Source organism: Actinomadura rubrisoli (assembly GCF_004349215.1).
Classification (GTDB): Bacteria; Actinomycetota; Actinomycetes; order Streptosporangiales; family Streptosporangiaceae; genus Spirillospora; species Spirillospora rubrisoli.
Genome location: NZ_SMKU01000164.1, coordinates 1 through 21247, shown reverse-complemented (window position 1 = coordinate 21247; position 21247 = coordinate 1). Strand labels below are relative to the sequence as shown.

At 72.4% G+C, this 21247-nt stretch carries 14 protein-coding genes; 7 read left to right on the top strand and 7 right to left on the bottom strand.

The features are described from left to right. Positions 1-85 precede the first annotated feature (85 nt). Together E1298_RS26955 and E1298_RS26950 are read left to right on the top strand one after the other, a co-directional pair. Entirely contained in the window at positions 86-3271 is a 3186-nt protein-coding gene (locus E1298_RS26955) for a protein kinase (RefSeq protein WP_131898058.1), read from the top strand. Continuing rightward, positions 3268-6630 carry a protein kinase domain-containing protein gene (locus E1298_RS26950; RefSeq protein WP_131898056.1) on the top strand — a complete coding sequence of 1121 codons (3363 nt, stop codon included), beginning with the start codon at positions 3268-3270 and terminating at the stop codon, positions 6628-6630. The genes E1298_RS26955 and E1298_RS26950 overlap by 4 nt, the downstream gene beginning before the upstream one ends. Positions 6631-6643: 13 nt before the next feature. Here the strand turns inward: E1298_RS26950 and E1298_RS26945 are convergent, their stop codons facing one another. Further along, a complete protein-coding gene (locus E1298_RS26945) occupies positions 6644-7228 on the bottom strand; it encodes an XRE family transcriptional regulator (protein WP_131898054.1) in 585 nt (194 codons plus the stop codon). A gap of 137 nt (positions 7229-7365) precedes the next feature. Between E1298_RS26945 and E1298_RS26940 the strand changes: the two genes are divergently transcribed. Beyond that, the gene (locus E1298_RS26940) at positions 7366-7968 is read left to right on the top strand and encodes a class I SAM-dependent methyltransferase (RefSeq protein ID WP_131898052.1); all 603 of its coding nucleotides are present in this window, start codon (positions 7366-7368) and stop codon (positions 7966-7968) included. Positions 7969-8001: 33 nt separating this feature from the next. On the opposite strand, the gene E1298_RS26935 is transcribed toward E1298_RS26940, so the two are convergent. Next, positions 8002-9198, bottom strand: coding sequence for an FxsB family cyclophane-forming radical SAM/SPASM peptide maturase (locus tag E1298_RS26935; protein WP_131898050.1), 1197 nt, complete (start codon positions 9196-9198; stop codon positions 8002-8004). Positions 9199-9334: 136 nt separating this feature from the next. On the opposite strand from E1298_RS26935, the gene E1298_RS26930 reads away from it, so the two are divergent. Genes E1298_RS26930 through E1298_RS26920 form a run of 3 tightly spaced genes read left to right on the top strand, consistent with a single transcriptional unit; the run spans position 9335 to position 14474 of the window. Then, the gene (locus tag E1298_RS26930) at positions 9335-9547 is read left to right on the top strand and encodes a hypothetical protein (protein WP_131898048.1); all 213 of its coding nucleotides are present in this window, start codon (positions 9335-9337) and stop codon (positions 9545-9547) included. Beyond that, a complete protein-coding gene (fxsT, locus tag E1298_RS26925; RefSeq protein ID WP_131898046.1) occupies positions 9544-13383 on the top strand; it encodes an FxSxx-COOH system tetratricopeptide repeat protein in 3840 nt (1279 codons plus the stop codon). Before E1298_RS26930 ends, fxsT begins: the two co-directional genes overlap by 4 nt. Before the next feature lie 26 nt (positions 13384-13409). Beyond that, on the top strand, positions 13410-14474 hold the full coding sequence (locus E1298_RS26920; RefSeq protein ID WP_131898044.1) for a hypothetical protein: 1065 nt from the start codon (positions 13410-13412) through the stop codon (positions 14472-14474). A 1170-nt stretch (positions 14475-15644) separates the two neighbouring features. Here E1298_RS26920 and E1298_RS26915 read toward each other — a convergent pair. The 4 genes from E1298_RS26915 to E1298_RS26900 all read right to left on the bottom strand — a co-directional run bounded on the left by E1298_RS26915 (position 15645) and on the right by E1298_RS26900 (position 20339). Beyond that, positions 15645-17894 (bottom strand): hypothetical protein, encoded by a 2250-nt coding sequence (locus E1298_RS26915; RefSeq protein ID WP_131898042.1) that lies wholly within the window; start codon positions 17892-17894, stop codon positions 15645-15647. A gap of 29 nt (positions 17895-17923) precedes the next feature. Beyond that, positions 17924-18874 (bottom strand): hypothetical protein, encoded by a 951-nt coding sequence (locus E1298_RS26910; protein WP_131898040.1) that lies wholly within the window; start codon positions 18872-18874, stop codon positions 17924-17926. Continuing rightward, positions 18871-19653, bottom strand: a complete 783-nt coding sequence (locus tag E1298_RS26905; protein WP_131898038.1) for a hypothetical protein — start codon at positions 19651-19653, stop codon at positions 18871-18873. The genes E1298_RS26910 and E1298_RS26905 overlap by 4 nt, the downstream gene beginning before the upstream one ends. 131 nt (positions 19654-19784) lie before the next feature. Beyond that, entirely contained in the window at positions 19785-20339 is a 555-nt protein-coding gene (locus E1298_RS26900) for a hypothetical protein (RefSeq protein ID WP_131898036.1), read from the bottom strand. Positions 20340-20451: 112 nt separating this feature from the next. On the opposite strand from E1298_RS26900, the gene E1298_RS26895 reads away from it, so the two are divergent. After that, a complete protein-coding gene (locus E1298_RS26895) occupies positions 20452-20736 on the top strand; it encodes a hypothetical protein (protein WP_131898034.1) in 285 nt (94 codons plus the stop codon). A 23-nt stretch (positions 20737-20759) separates the two neighbouring features. On the opposite strand, the gene E1298_RS48420 is transcribed toward E1298_RS26895, so the two are convergent. Then, positions 20760-21247, bottom strand: a 488-nt coding sequence (locus E1298_RS48420) for a hypothetical protein (protein ID WP_165975678.1), incomplete at its 5' end; no start/stop codon positions are given.

Below are 21247 nucleotides of genomic sequence, written 5' to 3'. Positions count from 1 at the left end.
TGATCATTGGAAAGGGGGGACCCCTCCCGGAGACGGGTGACAGAGTTGCCCCCGTGACGGAACGGCGCATCCACAGGAGGGCCGAGTGACTCGGGACCGGTGGTTCTCCCGGCTGAGGCGCGGATCGAGGGACGAGGCCGGGCCGGAGACACAGGAGGCCAGGCCGGGGGCGGTCGAGGCCGGGCCGGAGGCGGACGGGCCCGGTCCGGAGAACGAGATGACCAGGCCGGAGGCGGAACCTGGCGCCTGGCGGCCGGGGGCCGTTCTGGCGCAGGTCCTCGAAGTCGGGGACCAGATCGGGGCCGATGCGACCGGCGTCTGGCATCGCGTGGTCCACGCCGGGTGGCGGCAGGAGTTCTCCGTGAAGAGCCCGCCGGCGGACGCGGCGGGGCTGCTGGACGAGGCGCGCGTCTGGCTGGAGGTGCCGCCGCATCCGCATCTGCTCGGCTGCTGTTTCGTCCGCGAGGTCGCCGGACGACCGCGGATCTTCGCCGAGCACGCGCCGGGCGGCGGCCTCGGCGAGGCGGAGCTGGAAGGCCGGTCCGCGCTCGATGTGGCGATCCAGCTGGCCTGGGGGCTGACGGCGCTGCATGAGGCCGGGCTCGTACATGGTGATGTACGGGCGGACAACGTGGTGCTCGCCGGGGACGGCACGGCGAAGCTCACCGGCTTCGGACCGGCCCAGGGGGACGACGCGGACGACGTCCGGTCGTGGGCCGCCACCGTTGCCGAGATGTGCGAGCGGGCCGGGGCAGGCCACCTGGTGCCGTCGATCCTTGGTCTGGTCACACAGCATCCGGACATGGCGGCGATCACGGAGAGCCTGACCGCGATGTACGAGCGGGAGTTCGGCGGGTCGTACCCGCGGCAGGCCCCGGTTCCGGTCGCGCTCACCGCGGACGAGTGGAACAACAAGGCGCTTTCCCTGCTCGCGCTGGGCGAGGAGGAGCGGGCCGAGGCGTGCTGGGAGCGCGCGTTGCAGGACGACCCGCGCCACCCGGACGCGACGTTCAACGCGGGCGTGCGGGCCTGGCGCGCCGCCCGCATGGCCGACGACGAGGTCGTCCGCCGGATGGAGGCGGTGCGGCAGGCCAACGCGGGGATCGACGACGCGGCCGCGCGCGGCGCGTACCTGCTGGCGCTGCTGCATCTGGAACGCGGCGATCCCACGTCCGCCCGCGAGGCGCTGGCGGAGGCCGCGCGCCTCGCGCCCGGCGATCCCGAGATCGCCGGCGTCCGGACCGGTGAGGTGAACGATCTGCGGCTGGCTCCCGATCCGCCGGCCGGGTGGTTGTCGGCCGCGGCGGTGACCCCGGACGGGCGCCATGCCCTGTCGGGCTCCGCCGACGGGGTGCTGCGCTGGTGGGATCTGACCACCGGCGAGTGCGTGCGCGCCCTCACCGGTCACACTGAGCAGGTGCGTTCCGTGGCCGTGACGCCCGATGGACGCCACGCCCTGTCAGGTGCCGAGGACGGCACCATCCGCTGGTGGGACCTGCGCAAGGGCCGTTGCCTGCACACCCTCACCGGCCACAAGGACGCGGTCCTGTCCGTCGCGCTGACGCCGGACGGACGGTACGCCATGTCGGGCGGCGGCGGGGACGGCACGGTGCGGCTGTGGGACCTGCGCGACGGCCGGTGCCTGGCCGTCGCCGATCACAAGGAGACGGTGTACTCCGTCGCGGTGACGCCCGATCGCGGGCTCGCGCTGTCGGCCGGCGGGGACGGCGCGCTCCAGCTGTGGGACCTGCGCGGCGGGAAGCGCCTGGGCGTCCTCAACGCCCACGACGACCTCGTCTACGCGGCGGCGATGACGCCGGACGGACGGCGCGCGCTGTCCGTGGGCAAGGACAAAAAGGTGCGCTGGTGGGACCTGACCACCGGCGAGTGCCTGCGCGAGCTCAAGGGCCATACCGACGCGTCCTGCGGCGCGGCCGTGACGCCCGAGGGCCGGTACGCGGCGACCTTCGGGTTCGACCGCACGGCGCGCTGGTGGGACCTGGAGACCGGACGCTGCCTGCGGACGCTTGAGCACGACATCCTGGGCCTCGTGGTGGCCATGACACCGGACGGCCGCCGCGTCGTCTCCGGGACGACCGGCGGCGTGCTGCGCTTGTGGAACATCGCGGAGAACGTCCGGGCACCGTGGAGCCACAGCCGTCCCGTCGGCGCGGTGGGCCTCGCCGAGCGGGCGCGGGAGGTCGGCGCCCGGATGGACGAGGCGCGGAAGCTGCTGGCCGACCGGGACAACGCCGCCGCCGTGGACGTGATGAACCGGGCGCGGGCCGTCCCGGGCCACGCGCGCCGTCCCGACGTCCTGCATCTGTGGCGGACGGCGGGGAGCCTCGGCGAGCGCGGCGCGTTCCTCGACTTCAGGCCGATCCGCACGATGGCCGCTCCGTCCGGTCTGACCTCGGTGGCGGTGTCGGCCAGGGCGGGCCATGCCGTGTCCGGCGGCTGGGACGACGCGCTGCGCTGGTGGGACCTCGACACCGGGGAGTGCCTGCGGGTGCTCGAAGGCCATGAGGACGCGGTGACCTCGGTGTCGATCGCGGCGGCGGGCGACCGCGCGGTCTCCGGCGGCGACGATGACGCGCTGCGCTGGTGGGATCTCGCGACCGGCGAGTGCCTGCGGGTCCTGTCCGGCCACGGCGGCTCGGTGACCTCGGTCGCCCTGACGCGGGACGGCGACCGTGCGCTGTCGGGGAGCTTCGACGGCACGCTGCGCTGGTGGGACCTCGCGACCGGGGAGTGCCTGCTGGAGCTCACCGATCACGAGGACGCGGTGACGTCGGTCGCGATCAACCCGGACGGGTGCCATGCCGTGTCCGGGAGCTGGGACAGGACGTCCCGTTTCTGGGACCTCAAGACCGGTGAGTGCAAGGAGACGTTCCGCTCCCAGCCGTCCCAGATCCAGGCGGTGTCGATGACCCCGTCCTGCCGGTACTCCTTCTCGGGCGACGACGGTGGCGCCGTGACGTGGTGGGCCGGGGAGCGGACGCTCGGCGAGCTCTACGGCCACGTCGGCGCGGTGACCTCGCTGGCGGTCACCTCGGACGCGAGCCATGCCCTCAGCGCGAGCCGCGATGGCACGCTCCGATGGTGGGAGCTGGAGTCGGGCCGCTGCCGGCGGATCCTCACGCACGACGCCGACGAGATCTGCTCGGTGGCCCTCACGCCCGGCGCCCGCCACGCCCTGTCGGGCGGCAGCGACGGCGCCATCGTGCTCTGGGCCGTCGACTGGGACTTCACATTCGAGGAGGAGCGATGACGCGTGGGGACGGCCTGCTCTCCAGGTTCCGCGGCCGCCGCTCGAAGTCCGCGGCACCGGACGACGGGATCGTCTGGCGGACGGGCGAGGTGGTGCTCGGGACGTACCGGATCGGCGAGGAACTCGGCGCGGGCGGCATGGGCGTCGTCCACCGGGTGCGGCACAGCGGCTGGAACCAGGACCTCGCGGTGAAGAGCCCCCGACCGGCGCTGTGGGAGTCCGGGATCACGGCGTTCGTCGACGAGGCCGAGGTGTGGGTGAACCTGCCGCCGCATCCGCACCTGTGCGTCTGCCACTACGTGCGGGTGCTGGGCGGGGCGCCGCGGATCTTCGCCGAGTACGTCCCGGGCGGCACCGTGGCCGAGGCGCTGCGCGCCGGACGGCTCGCGGACCTCGCCGGGATCCTCGACGCGGCGATCCAGATGGCCTGGGGGCTGGACGCCGCCCACGAGGCCGGGGTGGTGCACCAGGACGTCAAGCCCGCCAACGCGCTGCGCACCCCCGACGGGCATGTCAAGATCACCGACTTCGGGCTGGCCCGGGGCCAGGCGCGCGCGGGCACGGCCGTCCGCGCGGAGTCGATCCTGGCCACCCACCGCGGCATGACGCCCGCCTACGCCTCGCCGGAACAGGCCGAAGGTCAGCGTGTGGGCAGGGCCGGCGACGTGTGGTCGTGGGCGGTGTCCGTCCTGGAGATGTTCACCGGGGAGGTGACCTGGATGGCGGGCCCGGCCGCCGCCGAGGCGCTGGACCAGTACCTCGCCGAGGGCCCCGCCCCGGGCCGGACGGCCATGCCCGCCGACGTCGCCGAGCTGCTGCGCGAGTGCTTCGCGGCCGACCCGTCCGCCCGTCCTGCGGGCCTGGGGGCGCTGGCCGACCGCCTGATCTCGGTGTACCGGACCCATGTCGGGGCGCACTACCCGCGCGAGGCGTCCGGCTCGGTCAGCGCCCTGGCCGACGGGCTGAACAACAAGGCGCTCTCCCTGATGGACCTGGGCCGGACCGACCAGGCCGACGAGGCCTGGCGGCAGGCGCTGGACGCCGACCCGCGGCACATGGGCGCCACCTTCAACCGGCGGCTCGCGCAATGGCGGTCCGGCCGGATCACCGACCTCCAGCTGCTCGACCACCTGGAGCGGTTCCGGTTCTCGCTCCCGGACTCGGACGCGCGGCTCGGCCGGACGGCGTACCTGATGGGCGTGGTGCATCTGGAGCGCGGTGACATCCCGGCCGCCGTCGAGCTCCTCGACCAGGCGACGCCGGACGATCCGGAGGTCACGGCCGCCCGGGACGCCGCGGCGGCCCAGGAAGCGGAGGAGCGCCCGCCGCTGCGCCTCGACGGGCACGACGGCACGACCTGCCCGCTCGCCTTCTCCGCGGACGGGCGCAATGCCGTCTCGGGCGGCGACGACCGCACCGTTCGCATGTGGAACCTGGCCGCCGGACACTGCCTGCAGACCCTCACCGGCCACACCGGCGGCGTGACCTCGGTGGCCCTGGCCTCCGACGAGCGCCAGGCATTCTCAGGCGCCCTGGACGGCACCGTGCGCGTCTGGGACCTCCACGCCGGACGCTGCCTGCGGACCCTCACCGCCGATGGCGACGTCCCCATCACCACTGTGGCCCCGTCGCAGGACGGACGCCACGTCCTGTCCGGCGACCGGTCGGGCACCCTCCGCTGGTGGGACGCCACGACCGGGCGCTGCCTGCACACCATGACCGGCCACCGCGGCGCGATCAACGCGGTGGCCGTGACGCGCGACGCGCGGCGGGCCCTGTCGGCCGGCGAGGACGGCACCGTCTGCGAATGGGACCTGGACACCGGCGGGAGCGTCAGCACGATCGCCGGCCACACCGAGGCCGTCCACGCGATCGTCCTCACCCCCGAGGAGGACGGGTTCCTCTCCGGCGGCAGCGACGGCACCATCAGGTTCTGGGGTCTGGCCGACGGCCGCTGCCGCTCCACCTTTACCTATCCCCACAAGTTCATCGAAGTCGCCCACCCCACGATCCGCTCGGTGACCATCAGCCCAGACGGCAGGCAGGTGCTGGCCGGCGACAGCGACGGCGCCGTCACCTGGTGGGATCTCACCACCGGCCGCTGCCTGCGCACCTTCTCCGGCCACGACGACGCGGTCGGCTCGCTGGCCATCGCCGCGCACGAGCGCACGGCGCTGTCCAGCGGCCGCGACAACACCGTCCGCCGGTGGGACCTCGCCTCCGGCAGCCCGGCGCCCTGGACCTACAGCCGCCCGCAGTCCCCGGCCGATCTCGGAACACAGGCGGAGAGCTTCCAGAACGGCGTGGACAGGGCGCGGTCCCTGCTCGACGACGGCGACCACCGGGCCGCTCTCGACGAGCTGCGCCGGGCGCGGACCATCCCCGGTTTCGAGAACAACGCCGCGCTCGCGAAGCTGTGGCGCCAGGCCGGCCGGGGCGGCCGGCGCACCACCGCGCTGGGCGCCCGCCAGACCCGGCGCCTCTCCGCGCCCAGCCAGCTCACGAAGGCCGTGGCGATCACGCCCAACGCCCGCTACGCCCTGTCCACGAGCATGGACGCCGCCGTGCAGTGGTGGGACCTGACCACCGGCGACCGCCTGCGCAACCTCCCGGGCCACGACGGCTTCGTCTTCTCCCTGGCGATCACTCCCGACGCGCGCCGCGCGGTGTCGGTCAGCACCGACCGGACTCTGCGCTGGTGGGACCTGAGCACGGGCCGGTGCCGCGCCACCCTGACCATGCCCACCGACGAGCCGCTCTTCGCCGTCGCGCTGACCGGCAACGGGCGGCGGGCCCTGTCGGGAGGGGCCGACGGCGTCCTGCGCTGGTGGGACCTGGCGGGCGGCAGGTGCCTGCACTCCCTCACCGACAGCGGCTCGATCGGCTCGGTGGCCGTCACCCCGGACGGCGGCCGCGGGCTGTCCGCCGCCGGGGGCGTCCTGCGCTGGTGGGATCTGGACGAGGGCCGCTGCCTGACCACCTTCACCGACCCCAAGGGCGAGGCGGGCGCGGTCGCGGTGACACCGGACGGCCGCATCGCCGTCTCGGGGACCGCCGGCGGCGACGTCCACGTGTGGGATCCGTCCACCGGCGAGCACCTGCACACGCTCACCGGCCACACCGCGCAGATCAACAACGTCGCGGTCACCGAGGACGGGCGCCACGCCCTGTCGGGAGGCGAGGACGCGACGCTGCGGTGGTGGGACCTCGTCCGGGGCCGCCTCCTGCATCAGGTCAAGACCACCTACGTCGCGTCCGTGGCGATGACACTCGACGGCCACCACGCCGTCTCGGGCACGCCAGACGGCTCCGTCCTGGTCTGGGAGGTCGACTGGGACTACGACTTCCCGCCCGGGTAAGGCGTGCGGCCGCTCAGGCGGGCCGGTAGCTGGCCTTGATGTGGACGCGTTCGCCCTGGGGGCCGAGGATGCTCAAAAACTCCACCGCCCGCCCGTCGGCGTTGCCGAACCAGTGCGGGAGGTGGGTGTCGAACTCGGCGACCTCGCCGGCGGCGAGGACGAAATCCTTGTCGCCGAGCACGAGGCGCAGCCGCCCGTTGAGGACGTACAGCCAGTGGTACCCCTCGTGTGAGCGGGGCTCGGGTTCGCGGTCGGCCGGTCCGGCGGGGAGGATCTGCTTGAACGCCTGGAGCCCGCCGGGCTTGCGGGTCAGCGGGATGACGGTCATGCCGTTGCGGGTGAAGGGCTGAGGACGGACCCGGGGATCGGCGGCCGCCGGGGCGCCGATCAGTTCGTCCAACGGCATCTGATAGGCCCTGGCCAGGGGGAGCAGCAGCTCCAGGCCCGGCTTGCGGTGCCCGGACTCCAGCCGGGACAGGGTGCTGACGGGGATGCCGGTGGTCTCCGAGAGGGCGGTAAGGGTGGCTCCGCGGCGGCGTCGCAGCTCGCGCAGCCGCGGTCCGACCGCGGCCAGGACGGTGTCGAACTCCTCGCTCATACGTCCACTGTGCCCAGCTTTGCGCTTTTCGCAAAGAACTTTGCCAGTTCCTGATGGGCGGGGCCAGGGTTGGCGGAGGAGCGGCCGACGCCGGCTCATCGCGGGGACACCCGCCGCCCACCAGCAAGGAGAGGACCATGGACGCTCAGTTCTGGGACGAGAGGTACCGCGGCCGCGACCGGCTCTTCAGCGGCGCGCCCAACGGGGTGCTCGTCACCGAGGCCACCGGCCTGCCGCCGGGGCAGGCGCTCGACGTCGGATGCGGTGAAGGCGCCGACGCCCTCTGGCTGGCCCGGCGCGGCTGGCAGGTCACCGCGGTCGACATCTCCCAGACCGCGCTGCGGCGCGCCGCCGCCGCGGCCGCGGACGTCCCGGACCGCGTGGCATGGGCGCGAGCCGACCTGACCGTCACACCGCCCCCGGCCAGCGCGTTCGACCTGGTGACCGTCCAGTACTTCCCGCTCCCGCGCCGGCCGGGCCACGCCGCGCTGCGCGGCCTGCTGGACGCCGTCGCCCCCGGCGGCACCCTGCTCGTCGGCAGCCACGACTTCGCCGACCTGCCCCCGGGCCGGGAGCACGGCTTCGACCCCGGCGACTACTACCAGCCCGACGACATCGCCGGGCTCCTCGACCAGGACTGGGCCGTCCTGATCAACGAGTCCCGTCCGCGAACCGTCCCCGCGCCCCCCGGCACGAACCACAGGCACGACACCGTCCTGAGAGCGCGGCGCCTGCGGTGAACCGGCTCGGGGAGGGCGCGGGCAGGCTCGGGGTCAGTGCCGTGCTTCGGCGGTGTGCTGCTTCTCGCGCTCGCGCCGCCGGGCGGTCAGGCCGGCGGTGAGAGCGCCGTGCACGTGCTCGAACAGGCGGTCCAGCGCCGTGCAGTAGACGGACCGGTGATCGAAACCGGCCCCGGCGCGGTAGCGGTGGGCGTACATGCCGCCGCCGCACGCCCCGGCCCAGCGGCACGGCCGGCACGGCGTCGGGATCCCGGCGGCGCCGAGTTGCCGCACCACGGTCCGGGGATGGCGCAGCGCCGCGTCGAAGTCGTGGTGCTCGACGTCCAGGCCGAGGTCGGCGGCGCCCTCGAACGCGACGCTCAGCGTGTCGGACTGCTCGATCCCGCCGTCGGTCTCCACCACGATCATGCCGGTGGGGGTGGTGCCGATCCCCTCGACCGCCGAGCCGCCGCCCAGCAGCACGTTGACGATCTCCTCGAACAGCCGGATCCGGGTCGGCGGGGCCGGGGCGCCGAACCAGGCGTCGAAGACACCGATCAGCCAGTCGGCGTACCGCTCCGGCGGTGCCGCCGGCGGGGCGGACCACGTCGCGTGCGGGAGCAGCAGGTCCACCGTCGGCGGCCGGTGCGCGAGCAGTGCCGCGTAGGTCTCCAGCGGGTCGCTGTCCACGTCGACCACGCAGAGCAGCCCGGAGAACAGGTGGCGGAACCTGGGGGCCGTCAGTTCCGCCAGCCCCCGCGTCACGAGCGCGTGGCTGCCTCTGCGGCCGTGCGGCCGGAACCGGTCGTGCGTCGCCGCCGTGCCGTCCAGGCTCACCCCGACCCGGACGCCGAGCCGGTCGAACAGCGTCAGGAAGTCCCGGTCGAGAAGCGTTCCGTTGGTCTGGACGGAGAAGTCCACGTGGGCCGCGTCCGCGACCTCGGCCCGCACCGTCCGCACCGTCCGCGCCAGGCCGTCGAGGCCGGCCAGCAGGGGTTCCCCGCCGTGCAGGACCACCGTGATCTCGTCGAGTCCGTGCGCGCGGACGTGCTCGCCGATCCGGGCGGCCGCCCGCTCGGCGACCGCCGCGGGCATCGCCGGCGGCCGCGCCCGCCACCGCTGGTCGGCCATCGTGTACAGGTAGCAGTACCGGCACCGCAGATTGCACCGGCCGTGCACCTTCAGAATGTACTGCCGAAATGGGGTGGGCGCCCAGCCCGGCCGATATCGGTCGGCGCCATTGGCGATCATGAATGGCAGTCTAGGGTCGATGTCGAGGGGCAACCGTGTCGCATGACACTAATGCGTGGGCGACCGGCATCGATGATGTTCCCGATAACCGCGCGATGTCTACGATGGAAGCCGGTCTGGACGCGGGCGGTGCACCATGGACGAACCGAGGCGCGGAGCGCTGGTGGAGTTGTTCGACGATGATCTCTCGGTGACGTTATCCGGGGCGTCGGTGCTGGAGGGCGCGCTGGCGCGGGTCCGCAGGGAACGCCGCGAGGGCGGGCCGTCCTTCGCGGGTTTCACCAATGAGTGCCGGGCGCCGGAGGCCCGCCGGGGGCGGCGGCGGACGGGGACGGAGGCGGCCTTGTGAGCGGACCTGCGGGAACGACCTCCATCGTCTTCGCGGCGGCGTCCCGAAGGCTGGGCCGCACGGCCGCCGTCGCCAATACCGCGCTGATTATCGCGGGCCGGCGGCTGGGCGTCCTCATTGTCGACTGGAGCAAGGACGGGCCCGCCGCGGCCGACTATTTCGAGCGTTTCGGCGCGGGCGCGCCGCCCGATTCGCGCGTGCTGGAGTCCCTTTTCGAGCAGCTCACCCCCCGGCGTCCGCGCGGCTGGCGATTCGACCGTTTCCAGCCGCCCGGCGATTCGGGGCCGATCGACGTGGCCACCCCGGTCTCCGACGGCCGCACCGGGCAGTTGCCCGAACTGCCGTGGGAAGAGCCGATCGACGTCGTCGTCGACCTCGTCCGGCGCGCCGTGGACGGATCCGGATACCGCTACGTGCTGGTCGACACCCCCACGGCGCCGGCCGCCGGGCTGCAGGAGGTGATCGCCCGGACCAGCGACCGGACCGTCGTGCTGTCCGAGGCGTCCGTCGCCGGGAAACGCGCCGCCGCCCACCTCATCCGCAAGATCGACGACGAGGCGCTGACGGACATCACCGTCCTGCCGGTCATCTCGGGGATGCCACCCGGGGAACACGGCGGCGGCCCGGCCGTCGGCCGCGTCCCGGTGATCTCCGACGCGCTGGGCGCCCCCGGCGGAGCCGACGACGAGCAGGCGATCCTCGGCGTCGAGGGCGGAGCCGGGCCGCTGAGGGTGCCCTACGACCGGGACCGGGCCGAGCGGCACGTGCTGGCGGTCCTGGCCGACGGGCCCGAGACGCCCGAGGTCCGCGCCTACGTGCGGCTGGCCGAGCTGGTGACGGGCGGCGAGGTCACCGCCCCTCCCGCGCTGTCGGCCGACGCGCGCCAGAACTACCGCGCCGCGCTCGGCCTGGCCGACACCGGCTCGCCCCGCGAGATCGCCATCGTGCACGCCTGGCAGGACCGGCTCTGGGCCGACTGGGCCGGAGCCTGCGTGGAGAGCGGCGGGGCCAAGGCCGTGCTGGTCGACGCGGAGGACCCGGACGCCTGGGCCGCGGCCGGTCCGGGCGGCGCGACGGGAACCCCGGCCGATGACCGCGTCACCGTCGTGATGGCCTCGGAGAACCTGTTCCGCACCCTGCCCCCGGAGGAGCTCCCGGAGCATCTCGACCTGGTGTGCCGCCTGCCGGGCACGCCGGAGGAGCGGGTGGCCGGCCAGCCCCGCGTCCTGAGCCTGGATCCCGGAGACCCGCGGCGGGTCACGGCGCTGGAGCGCGACCTCAAGGCCAGGCTCGACCTCCTGGACCGGACGGCCGGTCCGGCGCCCTCGCCGTCGCCGCGGCCGCTCGTCCCGCGCCACCCGCTCATGCGGCCGCCCAGGTGCCGCACCAACGTCATGCTCTTCCCCCATCGGGTCTTCGCTGGGCGGCGGGACCGGCTGCGGGAGATGCGCGACCGGCTGACGGCCCGGCTCCAGGACCCGACGCCCTACGTGCTGAGCGGGCCGGCGGGCATCGGGAAGACGACCCTGGCCCAGGAGTACGTGCGGCTGTTCGGCGCCGACTACGACACCGTGTGGTGGATCTCGGCGCGCACGCCCGAGCTGACCCGGCTCGGCCTGGCGGAGCTGTCGCGCCGGCTGCGGGTCCCCCCGAAGGGCGACGCCGTCGCGGCGGTCCTCGCCGCGCTCGCGGAGCAGAGCCGCTGGCTGCTGGTCTACGACGACGTCGAGGACCTGTCCGAGCTGGACGGGCTGCTCCCGGCGGAGGGGGCCGGCCATGTCATCGTCACCAGCCGGACGGTCGCGCCCAGCTCGACCGCCCTGGAGGCGCTGCCCACCGGCGTGGGCGTGTCGATGCTGCGCGCGCAGGTGCCGAGCCTGACCGCGGAGCAGGCCGAGGCGATCGTGGCGATGCTGGAGGGCGAGCCGCTGGCCCTCACGCTGGCCGGGGCCTGGCTGCGCGAGACGACGCTCCGGCTGCGCGGCCGCGACCGGGAGGTCGCCGACCTGGCGGACTGGGCGTCGGCCGAGTACCAGGCCAAGGTCGCCCAGCGGCTGGACGACGACGACGGCGACGTGGTCGCCGCCTGCCTGGCGGTCTCCCTGGCCGAGATGGACGTCCAGCCGCTCGCGCCGCTCGCGGCCCGGGTGGTGGAGCTGTGCTCCTGGCTGGCGCCGGAGGGGGTGGGGCACCGGATCCTGGCGTCGGAGCCGTTCCGCGAGGCCCTCGCCGGGAGCGCCGGGCCCGAGGCGCTCCGCCCGCTGGCCGCCGATGGGATGGTGCTGGACCAGGTGCTCTGGTTGTGCGCCCGGTACGGGATGGCCGAGGTGCTGGCCGGCGGGCGGCTGCTGCGCATCCACCGCAGGATCCAGGAGCTGGTCCAGGAGGGACTGCCCGCCGAAACGCGGGAGCGGCGGCGGCGCGCGGTGATGCTGGCCCTCGCCCGGACCGTCCCGGCGCAGGTCGACGGGCCGATCCAGCAGCACGACGAGCTGTTCGGCGAACTGCGCCGGCACCTGCCGCGGCTGGAGGCGGGGCAGGAGACGGACCCGGCCGTCCGGCACTGGATCGTCGAGCAGGCGCGCTTCGGCTACGTCTCGGGCGACCGCGGGCGGCTTGAGGACTCGGTGGCCGTGATCGAGAGCGTGCTGGCCGTGTGGCCGGGCGACCATCTCACCGGCCGCCTCTGGGCGCAGCTCGCCAACTACCTGCGGGACCTCGGCGAGGCCACCAGGGCGCTCGCCGCCGGGGACCGGGCCATCGGGATCCTCACCGAGGCGGCCGCGGACGAGTCCCTGGCGGGCGTCGGCGAGCACGCCATCCTGGCGGCCCGGCGCGGACAGGCCGCCGACCGCCGCAGGCTGGGGCAGTTCAGCCAGTCGCTCGGCCAGATGCAGGGCATCTACGAGCGCACCCGGAGCCGGTTCGGGGACGGCCACCGCGACACGGTGCTCGCCGCCCTCAACCTCGCTGAGGCCACCCACCTGAACGGCGGGCACCAGGCGGCGCTGGACATCGCGAGCGAGGCGCTGGAGATCCAGGAGAGGAGACTGGGTCTGGACGACTGGCTGACCATCCGCGTGGCACAGCGGGTGGCCGAGTACCTCGTCGTGCTCGGTGAGCCCGGCAGGGCCGGGTTGCTGCTGGCGGACCAGCGCGAGCGCGCCCGCCTCATGCCCACTCCCGACCCCCTGGCCGTCCTCCATCTCGATCACGTCCAGGGCATCCTCTGGCGGGACCATCCCGGGGAGCCGGCGCGGCGTCCCGGGCAGGGGACGGGAGGCGCCGGCCAGCGGACCGGCCTCCGCGGCGTCCAGACGAAGGCGGCCGAGCTGCTGGGGCCGGACCACCCGTACACCCTCTCCGCGGGCTTCAGCCTCGCGATCGAGGCCGGTCTGGGGGACCGTCCGCGCAAGGCGGTCCGGCTCGCCACCGCCTGCCGCGAAGGATTCCAGCGCCGTTACGGGGACGGGCATCCGTTCGTCCAGCTCTGCCTGATCGGGCTCAGCGGGTTCCTGCTGGGGGACGAGCGGACCGAGGAGGCGGTGGCGCACGCGCAGCGGGCGTACGACGCGCTGGTCGACCTGCTCGGGCCGGGGCACCCGTGGACGCTGGCGGCGGGGCTCCAGCTCTCCCGCGCCCTGACCGCCTCCGGCGATGTCGACGGCGCGCTCGAACTGGACGAGGACGCCGTCGAGAACGCACTTGAGTATCTGGGGGAGGAGCATCCGTACCTCAAGGTCGCGGAGGAGGCGGCGAGGTGCAGCCGGACCGCGCTCGCCCGCGGGCGGCCTCGGCGCAGGCCGGTGCTCTATGTGGACGTGCCCTGTGTCTGACGGGGGTTGGAGAACAGGAGAACAGCATGCGAGATCAGCCGGGACCCGGGTCCCGAACCGGCATCAGGGAGCAGTGGCAGTGGCCGCCGACCCTGGACACCGCCGACCACGAGATCGAAGCGTTCCAGGACCAGGTGTTCTCCGCGGGCGCGCCGGACCACCTGGCCAAGCACAACGACGGCGTCTACGAGTTCGCGCTCGGCGTGCTGGACGGTCCTGAGCAGGACCAGGACCCCGCCTGCCACTCCGAGTCCCGGCAGCCGCTGTACCAGGCCGCGGGCGAGCAGATGGCGTTCACGATGGGGGCGCTCGACGCGCGGCTGGACGACGCCAGGACCGGCCGGCTGATCCGCATGGTGGTCCACGCCCAGGGCGCCGCGATGTACACCGTGGCGATCGTCCCGTCGAACTACGTGCTCGGCATCAAGTTCACCTGCGGGGAGGCGGTCGCGGGCGGCCCGCCGCTGCCGAGGATCGGCAAGATCCGGAAGGCCGACCAGTACACCTGCTCGCTCAGCGACAAGCTGCGCAAGCAACTCGGCCTGGGTACCCTCAACCCCGGCGGCTGGCACACCGAGGATCAGTGGCACCCGCCGCCGGGCGACCTGCCCAGGCTGCACCGGCAGGGCCCGGACGCGGCGGTCGGGGACCGGCTGGCGGCCGCTTTGCACCCGAGGTCCCTGAGCTACCTGGCCCGGTTCCGCCGCGGCGGGATGGTCGCGGAGGCCGACCTGCTCGCCGATCCCCGGGTCGCCTACGGACGGTCGCCGAACATCACGGCGGAGGAGGTCCGGCTGTACTACCGGCGGCTGAGCGGCGGATTCGCCGAGTACGCGCGCCAGCTCGCCCGCGCCGCCCGGGACGCGGTGCGGGGACGCGTGCTGCGCATCGTCCTCGACGTGGAGCAGGGCGCGGTGTACTACTACCGGCTCGGCCCGGCCGACTACCTGATCGGCGTCACGATCGTCCAGGAGTCGGTGAGCCAGGCCGACGACACGATGGGAGAACTCGCCACCGCCCTCGCCGGGGACGCGGACGGCGGCGGCCGGAACGCGGGTGCGAACGCGCGGGTGAACCCGGAATCGAATTAGTGCGTACCTCTTGGTACGCGAGTAATGTCACTGTGTTACTCATTGTCTAATTCATGATCAATGACGTACCTTCTTTAAGTTCGGTGAAGGGCTTCCCTGTTTCCCGAGAGGGAGAGAGCCGCTATGAGCAGACGGTTCGCTCTCATGCTCGGGGCAGTGCTTTTCGGCTGTGCGACCGGCGCCCTTTCCGGTCGGGCCGACGAGGTACTGGGAGGCGCGTTCTACGGGCCGGTCGTGGCGGCCCTGCTGGCGATCGGGCTGTACGCGAGCACCCGGTCCATCGAGGCCGGAGAGATCCGCGGCGACGTGCGCACGGTGGTCCTGGCCGTCACCGTCGGGGTCGTGCTGAAGGCGGCGCTGATCACCGCCGTGATGATGGCGCTGTTCCGCGACCCGGACTTCCTCGTCCTCGGCATCGCGGTGGCGCAGATCGACCCGCTGTCCGTGGCGGCGCTCGGACGCTCGTCCCGCCTGTCGCCCCGGGCCCGGAGCTTATTGCTCGCCTGGGCGTCCTTCGACGACCCGGTCACCACGCTGCTGACCATCTACACCGCGGCCCTCGCGGTCTCGGTGCGGCACACCGGCGGGGGAGGGCTGGACCTCGGCCTGTCGGCCTTCACGGTGGACCTCGCCGGCAACCTGGCGCTCGCGGCGGTGGCGATCGGCCTCGACCTGTTCGTCAGGAACCGGCTGCGGCCCTGGCCCGCGTTCTGGGTCTCGGCGGCCCTGCTCGCGGTGGTCTTCGCGGTCGCCGTCTGGCAGTTCTGGATGCTGGCGGTGGCGCTGGCCGGGCTGACCGTCCGCCCGGAGCTCCCGGCCGGCCGATGGTCGGTGCGGCGGGCGCTCGACCAGGCGGTCGACGGCGCGTTCCTGATGGCCACGCTGCTGCTCGGGGTGGTCCTCGCGCTCGGCGTGGACGTCTGGGCGGGGCTCGCGCTCGGCCTGTCCGCGTTCGCCGCGCACGCCGTGGTCAGCCTCCCGCTCACCCGGGCCCAGACCGGTCCGGACAAGGTGCTGCTGGCCCTGGCGCAGCAGAACGGGATCACGGCGATCACGCTGGCGCTGCTGCTCGAACCCGCGTTCGCGGGCACGGTGGCGGTGGTCGCCCCGGCGGTACTGGTGATCAACGCTCTCTATCTGGCGTCCAACGCGCTCCTCGCGTCGCACTGGTCAGGTGTCGTCGGCATCCGGGATGACCGCCCGCCGTACCCGGAACCCCAGGTCTGTCAGCTCGGTGAACAGGTCGACCGGCGCCCCGCCCGCCCGTTCGGCCGCGATGTCCGCCGGTCGTCCGGCCATGACACCTGACGCGGAGTCGGCGAGCTCGCTCAGCCGGTGGATGGGGACGTTCTGCATCAGGGTCGCGTAGTTGCCGCAGAGGTCGTCGAGGGCATCGCGGTCCTGGCGCGGCGGCGATGACCCGTCAGGATCGCCCCGCCTGCGCTGCCAGTCGCCCACGGCGGTCTGGAAGGCGACGATGATGGACTCCGCGAGCATCGCGGCGCCGAGAGCGCGCATGACCTCGCCGCTCTGCAGCCTCAGCACCAGCGCCATCGCGCTGCCGGGCACCTCGGAGCCGGGGGCGCTGATCCCGAACGCCTCGCCGAGCGCGGTGTCCACGCCGGTCAGCGTCCGCAGGCTCGCCAGCACGCTGCTGAACAGCCGCTCCACCTCGCGCGGCAGCGGCTCCGCCTCCTCCAGCCGCTCCGCGCGCCGCAGGTCCTTGGCGAGCGCCGCGTACTGCTCCTCGCTCGCCGTCCGCATCGACTCGACCTGGAAGGCCAGCATCTCCAGGAAGTGCTGGCTGTTGGACTGCGCGGTCGCCATCCGCTTCAGGTTGGCCCGGATGGCCTCGAACTGGCGGCGTTCTCCCACCTCTGTCTGGTCGACGAGACGCAGGATCGCGGACTCGAAGTCGCGGCTGAACCGCGTGGGCGTGTAGATCAGCGGCGGGAGCGAGACGCGCTCGGTCAGGGCCTTCCGGGCGTCGTCGGACAGGAAGCCGTTGACCACGACCAGCGTCCGGCAGTCCGGTACCCAGTCCTGCACGGCGACCGCGTCCGCTATGGGCCGTTCGGCGGCCTCCGCGCTGATCAGCGAGCCGGTGACGAAGATCGCGCACCCGGTGTCGGCGACCGGGATCCAGAAGGGGACGCGCGGGCCGTCGGGCCCGCCGACCGGATGGTTGGTGTGGAACGGGTAAGCCTGCCGGGCCAGCTCGGCCCCGATCCGCTTGCGCACCGCCGACTGGCCCTGCCCCACGGTCTGGGTGCTCTGGGCGGCCTCCTCGACCGTCTCGGGCGATATCGCGCCGCTGTCGCCGGCCAGTTCGTAGCACTTGCGGCACAGGATGATGACGCGCCGCGGATTGCCGTCGGCGATGGAGACGATGTGGCGGACGGTCTCGTCGGAGAACGGTCTCAGCCCCGGCCCATGACGCGTGTTCGCCATGCAGCGGGTGATGTACTCGGTGACCTCTTCGACCGTCAGGCGGTCCATCTCGATGGACTGGACGATCGGCGGGCCGTCGCCGCGGGCCAGGGAGTCGAAGAACTCGGGGGAGCCGCACAGGACCAGGAAGACCCCGGCCTTGACGGCCTGGGCGAGGAGGTCCCGCAGTGCCAGGAGCGTCTCCGGCTCGGGCGTCGCGGCCGTCGGCAGCGTCTTCTCAAGGTCGTCCAGGACCAGGACGAGACGCTGGACGCGCTCCGCGTCGAACCGGATCAGCGCCCCCATCATCGACAGCGCGTCCGACTCGGACGTGATCGACGTCTTCACGCCGTGGTCCTGGAGCAGCTGGTCCGGGGGGCTCCCGTTCAGCCAGCGCCAGATCCGGTCGCCGAGCTCGCGCCGCGTCATCAGCAGGGTGAGCGCCTCGGCGAGCTCGCCGCGCCCCGTGATCTCGGTCAGCCGCGCCCGCAGCTTCGTGAGATAGGTGCTCTGGGCCAGCCCGAACTGCTCGACGAAACGCTCGGGATCGATCTTGGTGGTCCGCAGGCGCTGGGTGACGTCGGAGGGAAAACCGGTGTTCTCCAGCGAGTCGGCGACGATGCCGGCGTAGTACGCCCGGACGCGCTGTCTCAGGCCGGTCTGGTCCACATCGGCGAGCAGCTTCTCGTAGAGGGTGAAAAGGGTGCCGGTGGGAGCCTCGATGTAGGTGTACTCATAGTTGCTGTCACGAAGCTCCCTGACCTGGCGCAGAAGCTGACCGGCCAGATGGGTCTTGCCCGCCCCGGGCTCTCCGGAGACCGCGAGGACGACGCCGGGGCGGTCCTCGCCTTCGGAGCTCTCCCGCAGGTAGCGGCGCAGCAGCGCCGTCGCGTCGGCGACGGGCGGCGTCGTCACGTTGACGACGCTTCCCGAAAGATCCTTGATATCCGCCGAGCCCAGCGGGAAGGGGTTGTCGTCGAGTGGCGGCACTCGTCTCCCTTGGGAGGCGTTCATGACAGTCACCCCGTCGATCCTTCGGCCTCGCGGATGAACTCACCAAGATGGCCCGCCGTCACCATGGTCGCAGCCCGCCATCCCTCCTGCAATCCATGTTGGTAAACGCGATACAGCAGTGATTGGGCAGCGCCAACGGTCGCCAAGTTCCCACCTCCGAAGAATCCGTCGAACGAGTCAAGGTCCAGATCAGGAAAAGTGGTGCCTTTGCCTGGAATGTCTAGTCTCTTCTTGATGAAGGTCAAAACTTCTCCATTTTCAATAAAACGTCCCTCCAAGTAGAGCCACTCCGCCGTGTCCGTCTGCTCCCAGCTGGTGCCGTCGAAGGACTTGTCGACACCCTCCCCGGGGGACTCCGTGAAGACGAGCATCCGCGGGTAGACGCCGGACCAGTAGATGGCGATCTCGTCCAGCAGCTCCGTGCTCGGCGTCCGCACGACCGCCACGCTGTTCTCGTTCATCGCCTGATGAGCGGCCGACATCCACGCCTGGAGGTCGGGGAGGGTGTCGGGCTCGGTGAGAGGCTCGGTGTACTTGGTCTTCACGAAGACCGACGAACGCTGCTGGAGCTCGCGCACGAGCTTCCCGCCCACCCGGCCGGTCCGCTGCTCGACCGTCAGGCGGGTGTTCCGGCCCTCCCCGGTGAGGTTGATGGGCTCGGCGCTGATCCCCTGCTCCTTCAACAGGTCCAGCGCGCGGGCGGCACATCGGTTGATCAAGGACGTCTTGCCGCTCCCGGACGGGCCGCCCACCGGGACGAACAGCCCGGTCTCCTGGAGCCGGCCCAGCCGCTCAAGACGCTTCTCGAAGCTGGCGAAGTTCTGGAAGGCGTCGCCGACGTCGACGTAGCACTCCGGGCTGCTGGAGTGCTTGGAGCGGCAGTTGAGGGGAGGGGTCTCGCGCTCCGGGTCCTCAGGCAGGGCGAACGGGTTGACGGTCATCGCCGGGCCGGTCACGGCGCACGCACCCGCCGCCAGTTGCGCCAGGGGTGCTCCAGCGCGTTGGAGAGGGTGAGCAGCCGGTCGTAGATGCCGTCCAGCGCGTCCCTGGACTCCTGGATCTCGGTGTTCCGGCGCTTCGCGATCTGCTCGTCCAGCTTCCGGACGTCCGCCCCGGCGGCGCCGAGAAGGCTCCACCCCGGATGCCGCCTGCGGTTCTGCTGGAGCACGGCCTGAAGCTTCTTGGACCGGGAGGCCATGGCCTCCTGCGCCACGTCGGCGTCGCGGTTCTCCTCCCACGCGTCCAGGCAGTCCCGGCAGGCGTGGTAGTAGTCGCTCGCGGCGGTGAACATCCCGCTCGACATCTGGTGGACGACGGTCTTGCGGCCGGTCACGAGCGTGGCCCAGAGCGTGAGCAGCGCGCCGACGACGACGGCGAGGATCCCGCCCGCCTTGTCCCACAGCGTCTCCCACCAGGGCTTGGACGGGCTCGTCCGCGGCAGCTTGCGGGCGGCCACGAGCGCGGCGCACGCCTGCTGGAAGGCGCCCGTGCCCTTCCACTGCTCGACGGTGACCTCGGCGCCGGAGGAGGGGACCAGCGCGCCGTCGCTCCCGCCCTTCCGGGCGAGGCCCAGGGCCACCGCGGCGTCGACCAGCGGCTTGTGATTCTCAGGCCGGACGCAATATACGGTGCGGGCGTCGGCCGCCGGATCGGCGTGGGCCGACGTGCTCCATAACGTGAGAATCGCGGAAAATAGCAGCACTGCGAGGCCCTGCCGACCCGCGTGCCACCCCATGCAGATACCTCTCTGCTCGGTGCCCCCCGAACGACATGCTAACTATCGGAGGGATAGCATGGTAAGGCCAATAGGCAAGGTGCCGGGTATTTGCCCAGAGAGACCGATTCCGGCCAGCCAATTGATCGCGCTCACCCCTGATGGTCTTGGAAAGTTCCAAACTGCCCGTCCCGGCGCGTCCGTTCGAGGCCACTCCCGGGACTGAACTGGCGCTTTACCCCGTCCTGGACGGTTGTGACCGACGAGGCGGCCGGGGCTGCCAGCGGTACGGCGCAGCGCTCCCGCCGCCCGCGTACCGTGGTGCTCCCCGCCTTGGGACGTGCCCGGCCGAACGGGCGATGTCGATCATCGGGATGCCGGTCGAGCCGGGATGAAGGACGATGCTTGATCATTCGCAGCGTGATCATTTGCTCCGTGATCATTTGCTCCGCGCCCTGCACCACCGCCTCACGCTCTTCGGCGACGCCGCGGACGTCGCCGCGGTCCGCGATCCCCGAACGCTGACGGAGATCCGGGGACTGCTCGACTTCATCGTGGGCCCGTCCGGTGTGGATCTGGCCGTTCTCCATTCGATCGGCCTCGTGTACTGGGCGCGGTCCGCCGGAGCCGCCGACGATCACGAGAAGCAGCGGGAAATGGCCATGGCGATACAGTTTCTGCTGCCGCTGTTCTTCCGAATCCCGCAAGAGCTCCCTGATCTTGTGCGGGAGACATTGCGGGAGATGAGGCGGCAGCAGATCGGCGGCGGAGCGACTGTCCGCCGACAACCGGCGTCACACCGACCGTCTGCGGCTCCGGATGGCGGTCGGCTTCGGGCCCGTGGGCGTGGGCAGCCTGGGGTTCACCGGGCCGACGGTCGAGGAATTCGCCCGGCTCGTGGACAGCATGCCGTTGCGAGAAGCGCTGAAACAGGATCCTGGAGCAGACCTCGTCGTCCTCGTTTCCGACCGGATCCACGAATTCGCCCTGCGGCCCGGCTATCCCGGCGCGGACCCCGCGGACTTCCGCCCCGTCCGCGCGGAAGTCAAGGATTTCGCCGCCGACGCCTGGCTCTGGACCCCCTCGCACCCTCGGTTCCCATAAGATCCAGCCCGACAGCGGCAGCCTCAGTTGAGGCGAAAAGTCTTGTAGAAGGCAGCGAAGACGTCCCGGCCGTGATTCCAGCCGTCCAGAGGAGTACACATGTCCACGCTGTACGACTTGGTGGTGAGCGAGAAGGCGCGGAACAGACAGTGGTACGAGGCCTTCGTGGACTTGTCGTAGTGGCTGTATTCCAGGTCTACCGCCGCGGGACCGTAGGCCACGGGTGAGAGCCGCAGGCTGCGGTACTGGCTCAAGTTGGAGTCGTTTTTGATCGATTCCTCCACGCTAAGGACTTCTCCCAGCGGATCGCCTTCGACGAAGCCGACGTAGATCGACTCGCCTTCGTCGCTGACGAAATCGCGCTGCTCGTGTTCGGCGTCCCATGAGATCTTCCAGTCGGCCGGTACGGCGACCGAGTAGCCGAGCTGGTGGTCGCGGTAGGTCTGGAAGCCGGCCGGGGTGGTCGGCGGTCCGGTCGGCAGCCCGGATGGGCCGAGGAAGGGGGAGGGCG

Excerpts from the sequence above, each read along its gene's own strand:
- E1298_RS26950 (WP_131898056.1), top strand. The coding sequence starts at position 3,268 with ATGACGCGTGGGGACGGCCTGCTCTCCAGGTTCCGCGGCCGCCGCTCG.
- E1298_RS26945 (WP_131898054.1), bottom strand. The coding sequence starts at position 7,228 with ATGAGCGAGGAGTTCGACACCGTCCTGGCCGCGGTCGGACCGCGGCTG.
- E1298_RS26940 (WP_131898052.1), top strand. The coding sequence starts at position 7,366 with ATGGACGCTCAGTTCTGGGACGAGAGGTACCGCGGCCGCGACCGGCTC.
- E1298_RS26935 (WP_131898050.1), bottom strand. The coding sequence starts at position 9,198 with ATGATCGCCAATGGCGCCGACCGATATCGGCCGGGCTGGGCGCCCACC.
- E1298_RS26930 (WP_131898048.1), top strand. The coding sequence starts at position 9,335 with ATGGACGAACCGAGGCGCGGAGCGCTGGTGGAGTTGTTCGACGATGAT.
- E1298_RS26920 (WP_131898044.1), top strand. The coding sequence starts at position 13,410 with ATGCGAGATCAGCCGGGACCCGGGTCCCGAACCGGCATCAGGGAGCAG.
- E1298_RS26905 (WP_131898038.1), bottom strand. The coding sequence starts at position 19,653 with ATGGGGTGGCACGCGGGTCGGCAGGGCCTCGCAGTGCTGCTATTTTCC.
- E1298_RS26895 (WP_131898034.1), top strand. The coding sequence starts at position 20,452 with ATGGCGGTCGGCTTCGGGCCCGTGGGCGTGGGCAGCCTGGGGTTCACC.